This is a genomic window from uncultured Bacteroides sp. (assembly GCF_910586915.1).
Taxonomy (GTDB): Bacteria; Bacteroidota; Bacteroidia; order Bacteroidales; family Bacteroidaceae; genus Bacteroides.
Genome location: NZ_CAJULN010000006.1, coordinates 16,152 through 32,024, shown reverse-complemented (window position 1 = coordinate 32,024; position 15,873 = coordinate 16,152). Strand labels below are relative to the sequence as shown.

The window sequence follows — 15,873 nt, the reverse complement described above, 5'->3', positions numbered from 1 at the left end:
CCCATCCCTATGCAACAGGAAGACGATTTGAGGGCACTTGCCAAAATCATGGAATTTGGCAGGGCAGTGAGTATTTTTCTCTTGGTGGTGCACGTCTATGTGTACTGTTATCCGAGTATCACCGCATGGAACCTGAACCTGGAGGTGACAGACCGTATTCTGGTGAACTTCAACAACACGACCGGCATTTTCAACTGTATCCTCTGGACCAAGCTGCTGGCTGTGACCTTACTGGCAATATCCTGCCTGGGAACACATGGAGTCAAGGGTGAAAAAATCACCTGGCCCAAAATCTACGCGGCACTGGTAGCCGGATGCGTGCTGTTCTTTCTGAACTGGTGGCTGCTTGACCTGTCCCTGCCGCACATGACAAGCACCATACTGTACGTTGTAACACTTACCGCAGGTTACCTCGGCCTGCTGATGGCGGGGTTGTGGATGAGCCGGCTTTACAGGCATAACCTGATGGGCGATGTGTTCAATATCGAAAACGAATCCTTCCAGCAGGAAACCCGGTTGTTGGAGAACGAGTACTCCGTCAACCTGCCCACCAGCTTCCGCTTTCAGGGGGAACAGCATGACGGATGGATCAACGTGGTAAATCCCTTCCGTGCCACCATCGTGCTGGGAACGCCCGGATCGGGCAAGTCGTATGCCGTGGTAAACAACTACATACGCCAAATGATTTCCAAAGGATACAGTTGTTACATCTACGACTACAAGTTCGACGACCTCTCCACCATCGCTTACAACACGTTGTTGAACAACATGGACAAGTACAAGGTAAAGCCCCGGTTCTATGTCATCAATTTCGACGATCCGCGCAGGTCACACCGCTGCAATCCCATCAATCCGGAATTCATGACGGATATCTCCGACGCGTATGAGGCGAGTTACACGATAATGCTCAACCTCAATCGCACCTGGATTGAAAAGCAGGGGGATTTCTTCGTGGAGTCACCCATCATTCTGCTTGCCGCAATTATTTGGTACTTAAAAATTTACAAAAACGGCATTTATTGTTCCTTTCCGCACGCGGTGGAGCTGCTCAATAAACCTTATTCGGATTTGTTTACCATCCTGACCTCGTATCCGGAGTTGGAAAACTACCTTTCCCCCTTCATGGATGCCTGGAAAGGGGGCGCCCAGGACCAGCTCCAGGGTCAGATCGCTTCAGCAAAAATCCCCCTTACGCGCATGATTTCCCCACAGTTGTATTGGGTGATGACAGGTAATGATTTTTCGTTGGACATAAACAACCCGAAAGAACCCAAACTGCTTTGCGTGGGCAACAATCCGGACAGGCAGAACATCTACTCGGCGGCGCTTGGACTATACAATTCCCGCATCGTCAAACTCATCAACAAGAAAGGGCAGCTTAAGAGCACTGTCATCATAGACGAGCTGCCGACCATCTATTTCCGTGGATTGGACAACCTCATCGCTACCGCCCGAAGCAACAAGGTGGCGGTCTGTCTCGGCTTTCAGGATTTCAGCCAGTTGAACCGCGATTACGGTGAAAAAGAGTCGAAAGTCATCCAAAACACGGTAGGCAATATTTTCAGCGGCCAGGTGGTTGGAGAAACCGCGAAGACGCTTTCCGAACGTTTCGGCAAAGTGCTCCAGCAGCGGCAGTCCGTTTCCATCAACCGCCAGGATGTATCCACTTCCATCAGCACACAGCTTGACTCGCTCATCCCGGCTTCCAAGATTGCCAACCTGTCCCAGGGCACATTTGTCGGAGCCGTTTCCGACAATTTTGGCGAAAAGATAGACCAGAAAATATTCCATGCTGAAATCATTGTGGACCATGCCAAAGTCAGCGCGGAGGAAAAGGCTTACCGGAAAATCCCTGTCATCAACGAGTTCAAGGACAAGGATGGAAACGATATCATGATGCAGCAGATACAGCGCAACTACGACCAGATTAAATTGGATGCCCAGGCAATCATCAATGAGGAAATGAATCGAATCAAAAGTAATCCGGAGTTATGTGAAAGGTTGGGATTGAAAGATGATGCCTCACACAAGTAAAATCTATCTAATTCAAAATAAACATAACATCTGAAAAGATTATTCACGACCTTTAAGTACTGTTGTTCTTCTTTTCAGATGTTAGTATACCTTTCTTTATGACAATGATATTAGGATATTTCTAAGGTTTATTAATATTCCTGATGCGATTTTCTCGATCAATCAATTTATTAATATCAATATCTTGAATATTAATTATGGTTATAAGTCCAAACATAGAAATGCTTTCGCTACGTACAAACTCATTCAATCTCTTAGCCTCTTGATAAACTTTATCTATCCAATGATACGATGCTATTGTCTCATAATATTTACTCCCCAATGAGCCGTTTTCTCTGAATTTAATATTGGCTTCAAGAGTATAACGACCCCCCACGGATATATCATCTAAATTTTCATCAAGGATAAAACTAGCAATATCTTGAAATTTAGCTGTGTCTATTTTTGACAAGAGATTGTTTAAATTGTGAGTTCGAATGTTTTTGTACGTTGATTTTTCATCAGAGTTACTTCTCAAAAAAATCAAAGATTTCAAACTGCACTCAAAAGAAAATAATAAATCTACCAATATTTTACTACGTGTACTTATGTCTGTAAATACATCTATTAAAGCATTATACCGTGCTAAATAATTAGAACTGTCTGTCAAGAAAAAATCCGATATTTCTTTTTTCAAATCATCATCCATAATCAAAATATTAAATCAGCTAACCTATATTAACAAATTATACTTTATTCCTTTTATGATTTTAATTTTCACACTGTTCTTTAAATATATATTTACTTAATTTAAGAATTAAGCAGAACAAGACAACAACTTTATCTAACGAATAATCTTCGATTTGAAGTAAAGAATGTGCTACTTCATTTCTCAAATTCCACCCTATTTTCTCCGACATTACATATTTGAACATGGTAAGATGATCTTTGACAAAACCAGAAGGTCTCTCCGGAGTACCTTTAAGGTCAGCAATAATATCATCAAAGAGTTTTTCCATTATGACATCTCCATCTTTTGAACGTCTCTTGGCAAAAGTGGGTATTTTAAGTTTCTCAATAAAAAATCTCAAAAGGCCTTCTATCTTAAGTGTTAAGCTATCTACAATAGTAACATAATCAAGGATATAACTTCCTTCAGCTTGTTTAAGTTCATCAAATATCCTCTTTAATCCAGGTTTGACAGTATCCAAAGGAACAACACAAACCTTTTTACTATTATAGTTTCTCTCAATAGGTTCATTTAACCATGTCTTCTCCAAATAGTTTAAAACAGAATCGTATGATAACTTTTGAGAGTCAATGGCCGCCACAAACAATTTAAGCATTTTTAATGTACCAATTTTGAAAAAGAAACTATATGTAGACCAAAATTTCCCTTCTGCCGGTGTATATGTTTTAACGGTGTTGCCATATCTGTCTATGCTTGACAAAGGAAGGATATCGATAAGTCCATTATCCGTCACATCAGATAAAGTTTGGATAGAATCGTCTGTTTCATACCAAGGAGTCTCTGCAAATTGATCTAACAATTCATCTACAGAACAAGTCTCTATAGTCTGTTTTACAGCTTTGTCAATTGCCTTTATATAATCATCTGGAATTGGAATGGAAGTTTCTGTCAATTGGAAAGTATTTCTTTTTTCAGAGTATAATTTTTCCATTTCTTCTATTTTTGTATTATCCTTTATTTTAAGATAAATATCCAAAGCTAATTTTATAAAATGCATTGAAGCTATATCTTCCTGTCTGCTTTTGGCAATCTGTTCATATACCTCAGCTCTCTGTCTTAAAGAATCTTCTATCGAAAGATTTATTTTTTGTTTTAACTTATCCGTAAATTCAATAGCATCTGCGGCCATATAAAGATTATCTTTTTCTATCAAGCTGATAGCATATTTATTACGCTCTATAACTTTTTCAAAATCTATGTATTTTTTACAAATGCTATAATGCTCTAACATGAACCTTGAATAATTTAAAGGAACATGTTTTGTGTTATCATTTACACTCCAATGTTGCTGTATATCAAAAACTTGTTCAATGATTGCCTTTTGACAATCTTCAAACTTACTATTTATTGCAATTTGTAAAGCCAATTCCAAACGATTAAGAACATATCCCAATTTGAAATATTCTCCTTTTTGAGCTTCACCATAATATTCTTGAGCTAAGGAGATTAATTCGTTGCATAACTGAAGCTTGAAACTGTTATTTTTCGACCAGTCTGTTTTTTGTCCGAAATATACCATCAAACCATATTCGGTTTTTGCATAGAGATTATTCGTTTTTTTATAACGCTGCTCAAAGAACTCGAAGTTTTCTTTAGTAAGATTTCTAACATTAGGCCAATAAAAAGGTATTTTGTCTCCATTTGCCATATCTTGTGTTCCTGCCATTTGCCACGATAATCCTTTAATTGTCCCCTTTGTTTCATCATCTTGAAACTCAAAAGACTTTCTTATTAAAAAAACTTGTCGATCTAATTCTGCTTGCAAAGCAACATTAATCATATCTTTTTCACAAAGTTCACTTATTACTTTTTGAAATTCATTATTAATTATAGATGAGTCCTTATTCTTATAATTTACAGAATCAAAATTCTTTAAGAACTCTTCATATATACCATATTCACTATTATTTTCCATCTTTCTAGTATTTAATTGTTTCTTCTTCAAAAACTTCCGGGGAGAATGCATAAATCGCTTTCCTTTCCTTGTTCTACTGTCACCTTTTCCCATATTACTATTTACAGCACTATCAACCAAATTTCACAACAACCTTCACCACCTCTCCATGTTCCCTCCGCACATCCAACACTCGTGCAGGAATCCCATGTCCAAAGCAGCATTGGATAAACTCCATTCCGACAAATACCCCTATATCGGAGCTCCTGGCATTATGTTTCTCCTTATTGCTAAACGTGACGGTTCCTTTCATCTCCTCATTCCTTCGTTTACGGTATTGCATCTCCTTTTGGAACATCATAGTAACTTCACCTCTGACAATCTGCACCTGTTGCCCTCCGGCTTGTAAGAATTGCAAATAACTCTCCAGCAGATCTTCTGGACATCCGCTATGAGATAACACGTTTTTTACGCTATGTATCTGAATCAAATTTTCCATCATTTTTTATTTGGCAATGATAATCTTTTTATCCTTAACAACAAGCGTATCCTTTCCACCATTATTCATCAAATTAACATTCTTCAAGTCTATCCGGCTATTAGAAATGGAGAACTCCTGATGAATCGTATCATTCCGCAAAAAGTGAATGTCCTGCTTATACAGGTTCGGAATGGAAAAGAACAGTGTGATAATCCCGATGAAACACAGCACCATCAATACCGTAAAGGTCACAAACCACCGCTGATATTTACGGTCTTCCACAACCTTCACCTCAATGGGTAATGGAGATTCCTGATAGCTCACCCGTTTCTGTTTCCATGTTACTCTGCAACGTAAATTCGGGAATTCATGCAGGCTGAACAACTCTGGCAGTTCCTGCAAGAAATGCAGGTATTGTTTGGTTTCCATCAACACTTCCAACTCCATGGTTACACGAATAACACTTCGTTTCATTATCTTGGGTTTTCCCGATGCACCTGTAGGTTTGGCTACATTGATGGGACGGATATCCGAAGCCCCGTTATCCATGCTCATGGCAAGTTCCACTCCGGTACTACCCAAAGAGGGAGCATCCGTAGGATGATTGCCGAATAATGAAGAACTGTTCCGTTCTCCTTCCATGCCCTCATATTCTGCTATCAAGTCCGCTATCTCACGTACTTCGGTCACGGTTACGTTCTTTGTCTCTGCGTCGGCAAAAGTTTCCACTTTAACTTTGACTGTATCAGTTAGAAAGGCTCTTATCTTGTCTTCGCTTTTCTTATGGATAAGGTAGCTGGGATACTTTTGGGTGAAGTTCCGAGCTACGTTTTCCACATAATCTCTCGTATAATTATAATCACTTTCAATACGAAGAAAAAAAACGACAGATAAATTAAACTGATTTAATAATATTCCTCGATCCATAACTACATTTTATTTCTGCTCAATAGGTAAAATGAAATGATTGCCATTATCTTTACTCCAAGGAGTATAAATCCAAAATTGAATGCTATCATCTTGAAGCAATAAATTAATAATTTCAGGATATTTTTTCTTAAACTCTTGAATAGTACCGATATGTAAAGTATCTTTTCCTGTGTTTTTAAATTGAGAAATAAATGGACAAAAAACAGATTGTAATATACTATCTTCATAGCGTATAGAATGTCCTGTATGAAATACAAAATTTTCATTTGACAAACTATCAATTACTATTCGTCCCCTCCTATATGGAGTTAAAAGTTCTCCGTTCTTCTCCTTGTTTATAAGTAGATTATAATTCCATCCTTGTTCGTATGAAAGCGCATATTTTATATCTTTATAATAATAAGAAATATGCCCCATTTGTTTGCTATTATTTGACATATTACAGACTTTAAACATTAGAGGGAATTGAATCCTAAATATATAATCTTTTATACTATCATATCGAATTACAATAGGAAAATTTGATTCTATTTGTTCTACTAAAACTGAGTTTGCATTATATTGAAATGAAGATAATATAATACCACTAAAAACAAAAAACACCACTAACCATTTCATGACTTAATCTGTTAAATAAAAAAAAGTTTCAATAATTGCTTCGGGAGCATAAGATTTGGGGGTATCTACTATTCTAACTAAAATATATACCCAGTTTATACCATCAGCTTCATTATATTCCCGTAATTCCACTTCGTGTAAAGTTTTGAATTTGCCATGTAATATATCCGATGCTGTTTTAGTAGATATTTTCAATAATTTAAATTCAATACCACTATTTGGTTTCCAACTATTTACAAATCTTCTTACAGCATCAATACCTTCTATTTTTGCTGCTTGCAAACGGTTTTCAATTGCAGCACTTATGCCTTCTTCAATATCTTGAACCATACACTCAATTGCCATCCCTACGATAGCATTAGGAACTAAAGGTATTGATAATGAAGACTTCGGATCTTTAGCCCAATCAAAAAAACTAAAAACGTCCAATATCATACTTGTGTGTTTTAACAAACGAAAAATTGAAACTCTCATTCCATTATTTGCAAAAAAATGATATTGATTAATACCTTTAGTTGTTACAATCTTACCATCAACTTGAAATCCGAAATTTTTGCCTTGCTTTACCGTAACTTCGCTTCCGTCAATAGTGTAATAGGTCGCTTCATATATTTTCCTATTACCTGTATAAACTTTCCCCGTATTGGTAACCATTTTCCCTTTTTCCAATTTTAACAAGGCAATATTCTTTATCTGTTGTTTTGCTCCTTCTTCTATTGAATCAACTATTTTATCTGATACATAATCTAAAAACAATTCAGATATTACTATTTCACACCCATCTGTAGTGTATAACTCGGGAAACCTATAAGAACCTTCTTTAGGACGAATATATAACAATGGATCTCCATAATAAATATCAATTTCTTTTGTAGAAGAAGATAACGAAGCCTTTAATGTCATTTTCATAGCATTGTGTTATTTTGTTTATACTTTTTTAAATCAAAATGAATCATATTAGCGACACCTTGGGCATCTACAATACAATCATCAACTTTAATTAATGTTTTCCCATCTTCCAATATTATCGTAAAAGATAGTTTATCCCCTGGTTGTGTATTTATTGTTTTTGCATATAAAGTTACAATTCCATCTTTGGGTAATTCTTCAATTCTATTAGTACCTTCTGCATCCTTCCAATACACCTCCACAATCTCAGGCTGTTTTTCTTCCTTCGATTCAGATGCAATCGGAGCAATCGGCTGTTGTGAAATTTCCGACACCTTCCAAACCTTCTCCCTCACCTCCAGATTATTCCTCTTGATAATCCCCGGCGACAAATACACTACCATCATCATCGGAGCGTTCCCGACACTCATGTATTCCTCTATTTTCACGCAATAGCAATCCCAGAACCGGAAAATATCCGCAACCTCCACCTCATTATAGATAAAATGGATTTCCCCGTCCTGCATCATCCCTTCATTCAGCCAGTCATAAAAAAACGCCTCGTCTCCGCTGTATTCAAACGCAAGCGTAATCAAATCCCCCTCGACCGGCAGATTCTCCCGGTTGCCGATTTCTTCACAAACCTGTATATGCAGCTGGATGATTCTTCTCAGGTTTGAATCATCATGGTGTTGGATATGGCAGCGATAATTGTAATAAAGTATCGGAATTTCTTTGCCACGAATTTTCAATATAGCTTGATAAATCATGATAATAAAATTTCAAGTAATCAACTATGGTAATAAATCACGACTAATCCAATAATAAGCCTGCCCGTTGGACCGAAACGCCTTACTGGCAGCCTCATCCAGCAGTTTTTTCTTTTCCTTGAAATACTCAATCAGCCCGTCCAGTTCCACGTCCGTAATCATCTCCTTTTTCCGCAAGTCCTTGACCCGGTAAACCTCGAAGAACGGATAATCCACAGGACACGATGTGAACCGTTGTAACGCTTCCGACAAAGGCATGTTCAGGAAATCCCTTCTTCCCGTCTTGCAGTACTTGTCCCTGTTGCGTTCCGAAAGCAGATGCCTTACCAGTTGCCTTCTCACACGGCGCGTCGGGGCATATTCCGGTATGTTCAGGCTGTCCGTCTTCACACGTATGGTAGCCTCCTCTGTATCTGCCGGCAGATAATCTTCCGGGCAGTTGCAGATATCGGCCTTTGCCTGCTTTTTCTTTCTGACCGCCTCATATTTATAGTCCAGGACCAGTTTGGCGGGCACTTCCACATACTTTCTCAGCCGCTTGAACTCCTCTTCATTGACGAGCAGGTAATAGTCCGTTACGGACGAAAGCGAGTCGGGCAATACGACAGGCTCTGCCGGCAGTTTCCATCCCGGCTCGACACCCGGCAGGACAGACAATATCGGTTGCACGCCTGACCTGCGGATATGATAGTAGTCCACCAGCGTTGAGTCAAGTTTATACCGGTGGGTTCCCACCTCCTCAAACGCCCTTGTCAGGCTGTTGCCCAACAGCGTATTGTCAAACTTCACCTGCAACAGCATGGAGTCCACGGCGGTAGTCAGCCCCTCCAGCTCCAGCGACTCGTTTTTCTGCGGAAAGACAAGCCATCCCTGTGTCATGCTCCGGTTCGGAAAGTCCAGGCAATACGTATTGTGGTTCACCTCCGCATATTCGTTTCCGTTCCGCAGCTGTTCGGGATACACAATCAGTTCCCGTTTCTTCCGGCTGATGCGTGGAGCCGAGCAGTCTATCATGTTCCCGATTTGCAGCACGAAATTGTTGAAGTTGTCCGGTTCTCCGCCGTAAAGCTGGAATCCCAGCAACCGGCAGTTGTTCTCCACCAGCCGGTCCACCAGGATAGAATCCGCCCATTCGCTGTTGAACCCCTTGTCACCTACCACCACCAGGACATTGCTCTCGTCCCGGCATTTGTTGAACAGTTCCACCCCTGTACGGACACCCGACCAGCTGCCGAATCTACCGTACACAGGTTTCAGTTTTTCCGCATTCCGTGCCTTGTCCGACAGAAAGTCCAGAAATTCCATATAGTCGGGAGTCAGTTTGCAGATGGGATCTTCTTGGCTGTCCGGCTCGTTGAAAGTGAGCACGGCGCCGAACTTGAAGGAGAAACTCTCATCGTTCGCCAGCTGGGACTGCAACCCTTGGATGGCATTCACCACGGCAGGAAACTGTTCGATGGCCTTATCCTTTCCTTCCAGGACAAACACGAGGTTTATTTTTTGCAGGTCCTTTTCTATCTTGTTCTTGAAGGTTCCGTAATAAATCGGATGGCCGTTCACGTTCAGCACATAGCTTTCCCGTTTGTCAATGACCGGCATCGGCACATGCGTTCTGAAACAGAACGCCGTATCATTGTGCCGGTAGGACAACACCGGACTGTACCGGATGGCGTGATGCCGCCCGGCAAACTCCCGAACCTGCCGCATATCATCGGATGCCAGCGTCAGGGTATCCTTTCGTTCACTGTCCTTAAACAACAGTGCGCTGTCGGGCAGCGAGGCGATATCCATATGCAATTGCTGGCCTATTTCGGTCAGCAGCCGCCGGTCTATCCACCCGACAGGCATCCCCCCGATACTGTCGGCGTCGAGTTTGGGCCGGTCCGCCACAAGCACGCATCCTTTGTCCGCCGATGCCTGATAAGGATACACAATGCCGTAGAACGGGATTCTGCCCGCTTCCTGTGTCAGGTCGGTATCTTTGAACAGTTTTACGGAATCATCAACGAAATATGTTTCCGGTTCAGCCAGTGCCGCACTGTCGGCCGGCATCACCACCTGCTTGTTCTTGAATCCTGTAGCTATGTCAGTCACACCGCTTCGGGTCAGCAACAGGTTGTCCCGGTTGATCCATCCGCAATACCGGGCCTGCTTCCACTCTTTCAGCCTTCCGTTTTTCAGGATGGCGGGGTCATACTGGATCAACTGAAGCCAGTCGCCTTTGCGCTTGATGACCAGAAACGCATCCATATAGTTCACGGGGCGCATTTCATTCTTCCCGCTCGGACTCAGGTAGGTTGTCCCCGGCTCGTTGGCAAAGACAATCCACGGGTCATGCTTGAACAGCGACAGGCTGCGGGGGACTTTCACGCCTTCGACGGAATAGTTCCGTACATATTCGCGGGGGACATTCTTCACGCATGTAAAACGGTGTACCGGTCCGCAGGCCGCCAGACAGATAATGCTTCCGCAAATCCATCCTCTTTTCAACAGGATTGACAAACAGTTCTTTTTCATGCCTCACATTACTTTTTTGATTCGGAAAAACGTTCGTGCTGCGTCACCATCAGTTGCATCACGCATTCATTGTTCAGGTTGTCACCCATATCCACAAACACCTCGTCGATGAGGGTCTTCCGACGGGCAATGATTTTCAAACCCTGGCAATAGGAGTAGAAGTCATTCTTTTTGTTATTGTTGACCGTCACCGCAATGTCCGGATTTCCGCAGAGATACTTCTTGAGGATATAATTGTAATGGACATTGAACGGCTTGCCGTCCACGATGGCCTGCAAATGCTCGCGGATGTCGTTGCCGATAACGACAAGCACGTCCGTCGAGTCGTTCTCCGCATATTGCGGAAGAACCTCAATGGTGTGCCGGACCGGATACTGGGTCTCTTCCGTGGTCAGCAGCACCTCGTACCTGCCCGCCTCGGAGTAGGCATAGAGCGGATTCTGCTCCCGTGAGTCCACAATGCCCGATTCACCGAACTGCCAGCGCCATTCCCTCGACGGCCCGTACCCCTTGAATGAAATGATTTCACCCTGGAAGGCGGTCGCCGGCGCCTCTATCTTGACCAGCTGGTCGCTTCCGTAATTATTGGCCCGTCTGTTCACCTTGACGATTTGCTTCTTCTCCAGCGAATGGTCCACCTGAAGGCGGACCTGGTAACGCCCCGGTTCCTTGAACACGTACTGGCCGCTCCGTTCATGCGAGACATCCCCGTTGCCGAACTCCCACAGCCAGGAGCTCGCGTTGCGGGTGCTGTCCGCATAATGAACGGCTTCCCCGACTTCCACCTCGATGGGCGTCAGGGTCATCCGTACGATACGGTTGGAAAAAAACAGCCGGATCAGCACGGCGACAAGCACACACAGCAGCATCGCTGCAACTACAAACAGAATCTTTCTGGTACGAATTTTTCCCATGGCGTCATTTGTTTTTAGTTCCCGAGCGCAGGTCTTCCTCTTTCTTCCGCAAGCCTATCTCGCACTCCTCCAGATTGGCTTTGAACAGGCGTATGTTTTGTTCGATGCTCCACAGCTGTTTCTTGTCCGACAGCCACATGGCATAAAAATCGGCGATATGCATGAACAGCTTGTACCGTTTGTCCCAGCTGTTCCTTTCGTAGGTGTTCCGCAGGTTGTTGATCAGGTAGTGGATGTCGTCCTCCTCGTATTGGGCATACACGCCGGGCTGGAAAGCCTCTATCTTCCGGAACAGGGAGTCCACGGGCATCTGGCTTTCGGCCTGTTCCTGCTGGAAGTCCTTGATACGGTCCATCTTGATTTTCACAAACTCCTTCTGCTCGAACATCCTGAAGTCCGAATTCCACATGAAGATGGCAAGGCAGCACGCCACGGTCGTCAGGAAAAAAAACAGGAATACGTATGCGTGTCCCATAAGGATTTCCCGTTTGTTCAGTGTTTTTCTATTATTGTCCATCATAGCGTTCTCATTGTTTGTTATTGGGTCCCACACTCAGGCTGCGCCGTGTCTTCCAGTTGTCCTGGATGCACTGCATCAGGTCTTTTTTTACCATCTCCTCCCGAATGTTCAACAGGCGGATGGAATCCTTCACCCCGAGGAATATGTTGATATTTCCCAGCAGCCGGCTGTAAAGCCTGCAATCCCTGGCATCCATGCCCTGGATATCCTTCAGCAGGTTCATCTTGCGTGTGCTGACCACACTTTGCAAAAGCACGTCGTTGATCTTCGGCGAGGTGTTCATCAGTTTCATGTATTGGTACACGGAATCCACGCTGTTTGCCAAGGCGAGTTCCCTGGCATAGACATGGTCGTATTCCAGCGTCTGCTCCGTAATCCGTTTCACCTCCGTGCCGGAGGTTTTGAGGAAACAGGCAAAGATGGTTACCGCAAGCACGATACAGCTTGTCAGGTAGCCGGAGAACCTCAGATAGGCCTTTCTCACTTCGGTGTTATTTTTCGGTTTCATGTCGGATGATGTTTTGTTTCTTTATAAATAAGTACTGATTCCCAGGTACGCGCACTGTCCGTCCGGTGTACCCAGCCGGAAACGGGCGTCCTCCTGTTGGATGATATAGCGGACTTGTATCTCCTTGTCCGATGGCAGGAACAGCTCCATGAGGGCGTTCAATATCCGGTTGTTGGCGGCTTCCGGGAAAAAGGTCTCCATTTTCCGGGCGGACAGGGGACCGATTTCCAGCAGCAGCCGGTATGTGCCGTCGGCAAAACGGTTCCCCGCCACCATCGTGTCGCCCAAAAGGCACCGGCCTAACCGGGGGACAAGACCGGGAGGTGCCTCTGTCACGCATTTGTCGCCTCTCTTCAGGCGGACAGGCACCCCGGTCAGGATGCTCATGCACTCGCCCGTCTTCGCAAGGCTGGCGGTAATCTGTTCCAGATAGGGCAGCAGATGGACCAGCATGACCGCCAGATGGAGCGGCAGCAGCTTGAGCACCGGCCACTGTCCGGAGAAGATGCTCACAAAGTCGGCGTGCACGTTCATCTCGTCGATACGGCGCTCCTTGTTCTGGAAAGCGACCAGCAGATGGTCCAGCGAGATTTCAAAAGGCTTGAAAAAACGCCGGGCGAAGAATTCCTCCTCGCGGTGGATGCGGATTTCATCCAGTACCTGTTCTTTCGACACTTTCCCCGACTGATGGAGATTCTTGTGGAAGATGCCTTCCGGAAGGGCGTCGTAAATGCTGCGCCTGTTCACGTGGAGATACAGATAATCCGTCAGGTCGTAATGGGAGTATTCCGAGCGTATTTCCTGGATGTCCTTCGAGAAGCCGCGACGCATGTCGCCCCGCCTGGAGATAAGGGTGCGTTCCGCGTCATACCCGCCCTCCTTCAGCCCGCTGGCCACCACTTCCGCCTTGAAGTCGGTATCCGGCTGGTTGAACAGATGGGGGCGTTCCTCAAAACATACGATTTTGTCTGTCTCTTCTGCCATGGTTGTTCTTGTATGAATTATCAGTCCAATATGTTCCAGCGTGACTCGTTCGTCTCCTTCGGTTGTCTGGAGCGTTCGGCAACCACGATGTTTTCCTTGTGCTTGCCGATGTATTCCAGCCGGCTGAGCGTGGTCCACAGGTCATTGAACTGGTACAGGAAACGCTCCGCGGTTATCATCAGCGGACGGATGTTCTGGTGGTTGTACAACAGGCCGCTGTTTTCCCGCAACAGCCCCTCGTAAGCGCCGGGATTGATGCCGTTCCACTCGTTGAAATATTTCAGCAGGTCCTCCTTCTCCTCCTTGTTCATAAATCCCAGGCAGACATACAGGCGGTGTGCCAGCGTGGAGAATACGTTCAGGAAACGGAGGGGCGGATAGTACTGCCCTTCGTTACGGTAGGAGAAATAGATGTCGGATATGAACAGCATGACATGGCGGCACAACATGCCGATGTTCACGGCAAGCGGGGTCTGCTTCTCCGCATTCTCCACCTTGGCGAGAATATCCGACGAGGCTTTCTCGATGGAATCGACCAGCTGCCCGAATTTCAGATAGTAGTTTTTCAGGTCCGGATGGCTGGACATGCTGGTACAGGGAGGGATGAAGTTCCCGTCCACCTCGCAGCGGTTCCCGTTTTTGCGCAGGCGGCCGATTACCAGGAAGTGCCTTCCCAGGTTGTTGCCATCAATCTGCCCCGTCGGAACGACGCTCAACGCGTAGTTGGGCAGCGCGTCAGGCTGGCGGGGACTGGTCTCCTTTTCATCCGGGACGCCCGAAGGCAGACGCTCGAAAGGGTCTGCCATCAGAATGACATCCCACCGCTGGTCCTTATCCTCCGTCTCGTCAATGGCGATATGGAAACTGGCGGTCAGCTCGTCGTCTCCCCCCGCGTCATAATCTATCAGGTAGCCGCCGGCGGTAAGGGCGAGGCAGCGTTTCAAACGGACTTCCAGAGTGCCCGTGACAAGTTCCGTGATGCTGAAATCACCGGAAACGGCTTCTCCTTTCCTGAAGGGGAGCAGCCCGTAATTGGCACGGTTCAGCTGGAATGACTGGTATTCGCACAGCCGGTCCGTGAAATGGTCCTCCAGCTGGATAAAATGCTTCTTGTTGACCGGCATTCCGTCCGCCCAGTTTACCAGCGGATATCTCTTTCCCGGTTTCTGTTTTCCTGTATTCATCATGTCTGTTTTTTTAATATTCCTTGTAATTCACTATTTCGTTCGCCACGCGCTTGGCTATGATCACATCATGGCTTTTCAGCCGGTTCTCGGCAAGCGTGACGTCCGGGTCTATATAGAACCTTCTCTTGAAAAAGGAGGATTTGGTATAGAACACCCATTCGTAATAGGCGCCGCCATCATTCTGATAGACTATCGGAGAGGACGGCGATTTGAGGTTGCAGTCGTCAATCATGCGCTGGAACCAATGCCCGAAAATGACATCTTCGGACGCCTTGCCGGTAATACGCTCCGCGGCGGGATCGTCCACCTTGCGGAAAATTTCCACATCCACCACGATGCTCCGCTCACGGTTGATGTACAAGGAGTCCGAATCATACTCTTCCGAATACTTCCAGACCTTGTATATTTCAAGGGGTATGTCAAAATAGCTGTTTACCGTCTGGGTGTACAGGAGCGGGAAGGCGAAAGGCAGCAGGCAGGTGGAGGCCCAGATGCCGTACTGGAGTTCGTTGCAGAGGTTGAACACTACGGAGAAGAGCCCCGCGCCCAGCAGCACGACCGTAACCGTCAGCAGGCACCGGATACCGAAAGAGGGTGTCTCCTTGCCCGAAGCGAACACTTTCCGCAGCAGGAACCGGTTGTAATACCCGGCGGTCCAGTACAGGATGGCAAGCAAAACATAGATGTAGGGCATGAAGTTGTAGTCCATGAATCCCGACAGGCCGGGCAGGGCAAGTACAATGCCGCACAGCAGCAGATAGACAATCAGTTTCTTATTGTTGAGCAGCTTGTTCTTCCGTGCGATAAAATAGGCTGCAATCCCGAAAATCACAGTCAGTACGGGCATCAGCAGGTACGATGAAATCAGATGTTGGGTGACAGGGTCCATAAGTTCTAT

The 15,873-nt window shown here is 44.9% G+C and carries 15 protein-coding genes; 1 reads left to right on the top strand and 14 read right to left on the bottom strand.

Annotated features, from left to right (window positions below):
• Positions 1–9: 9 nt before the first annotated feature.
• Positions 10–2,034 (top strand): conjugal transfer protein MobC, encoded by a 2,025-nt coding sequence (mobC, locus tag QZ331_RS04000; protein ID WP_151878294.1) that lies wholly within the window; start codon positions 10–12, stop codon positions 2,032–2,034.
• Positions 2,035–2,155: 121 nt separating this feature from the next.
• Here mobC and QZ331_RS03995 read toward each other — a convergent pair whose 3' ends face one another.
• The 14 genes from QZ331_RS03995 to QZ331_RS03930 form a co-directional block, all read right to left on the bottom strand.
• Positions 2,156–2,722 (bottom strand): hypothetical protein, encoded by a 567-nt coding sequence (locus QZ331_RS03995; RefSeq protein ID WP_294628280.1) that lies wholly within the window; start codon positions 2,720–2,722, stop codon positions 2,156–2,158.
• Between the two features lie 61 nt (positions 2,723–2,783).
• Positions 2,784–4,772 (bottom strand): DUF4209 domain-containing protein, encoded by a 1,989-nt coding sequence (locus QZ331_RS03990; protein ID WP_118171069.1) that lies wholly within the window; start codon positions 4,770–4,772, stop codon positions 2,784–2,786.
• Between the two features lie 19 nt (positions 4,773–4,791).
• Positions 4,792–5,157 (bottom strand): hypothetical protein, encoded by a 366-nt coding sequence (locus tag QZ331_RS03985; protein WP_118171071.1) that lies wholly within the window; start codon positions 5,155–5,157, stop codon positions 4,792–4,794.
• A gap of 6 nt (positions 5,158–5,163) precedes the next feature.
• Positions 5,164–6,066, bottom strand: coding sequence for a translation initiation factor 2 (locus QZ331_RS03980; protein ID WP_118171043.1), 903 nt, complete (start codon positions 6,064–6,066; stop codon positions 5,164–5,166).
• A 9-nt stretch (positions 6,067–6,075) separates the two neighbouring features.
• Positions 6,076–6,687, bottom strand: coding sequence for a hypothetical protein (locus QZ331_RS03975; protein WP_294628274.1), 612 nt, complete (start codon positions 6,685–6,687; stop codon positions 6,076–6,078).
• Positions 6,688–6,690: 3 nt separating this feature from the next.
• Entirely contained in the window at positions 6,691–7,596 is a 906-nt protein-coding gene (locus QZ331_RS03970; protein WP_118171042.1) for a hypothetical protein, read from the bottom strand.
• Positions 7,593–8,345 carry a type VI secretion system tube protein TssD gene (tssD, locus tag QZ331_RS03965; protein WP_294628270.1) on the bottom strand — a complete coding sequence of 251 codons (753 nt, stop codon included), beginning with the start codon at positions 8,343–8,345 and terminating at the stop codon, positions 7,593–7,595. The genes QZ331_RS03970 and tssD overlap by 4 nt, the downstream gene beginning before the upstream one ends.
• A 24-nt stretch (positions 8,346–8,369) precedes the next feature.
• Positions 8,370–10,862 (bottom strand): type VI secretion system protein TssR domain-containing protein, encoded by a 2,493-nt coding sequence (gene tssR / locus QZ331_RS03960; RefSeq protein ID WP_294628269.1) that lies wholly within the window; start codon positions 10,860–10,862, stop codon positions 8,370–8,372.
• 8 nt (positions 10,863–10,870) lie between these two features.
• Positions 10,871–11,776, bottom strand: coding sequence for a PKD domain-containing protein (locus QZ331_RS03955; protein WP_118413730.1), 906 nt, complete (start codon positions 11,774–11,776; stop codon positions 10,871–10,873).
• Positions 11,777–11,780: 4 nt separating this feature from the next.
• Complete coding sequence (locus tag QZ331_RS03950) at positions 11,781–12,293, bottom strand: type VI secretion system transmembrane protein TssO (protein ID WP_117866855.1); 513 nt, start codon at positions 12,291–12,293, stop codon at positions 11,781–11,783.
• 10 nt (positions 12,294–12,303) lie between these two features.
• The gene (locus tag QZ331_RS03945) at positions 12,304–12,804 is read right to left on the bottom strand and encodes a type VI secretion system TssO (protein ID WP_117966068.1); all 501 of its coding nucleotides are present in this window, start codon (positions 12,802–12,804) and stop codon (positions 12,304–12,306) included.
• A gap of 21 nt (positions 12,805–12,825) precedes the next feature.
• Entirely contained in the window at positions 12,826–13,788 is a 963-nt protein-coding gene (locus tag QZ331_RS03940; protein WP_302614011.1) for a type VI secretion system baseplate subunit TssG, read from the bottom strand.
• A gap of 20 nt (positions 13,789–13,808) precedes the next feature.
• On the bottom strand, positions 13,809–14,972 hold the full coding sequence (locus tag QZ331_RS03935) for a hypothetical protein (RefSeq protein ID WP_054349577.1): 1,164 nt from the start codon (positions 14,970–14,972) through the stop codon (positions 13,809–13,811).
• 13 nt (positions 14,973–14,985) lie between these two features.
• Positions 14,986–15,864, bottom strand: coding sequence for a TssN family type VI secretion system protein (locus QZ331_RS03930; RefSeq protein ID WP_057279549.1), 879 nt, complete (start codon positions 15,862–15,864; stop codon positions 14,986–14,988).
• Positions 15,865–15,873: the final 9 nt, after the last annotated feature.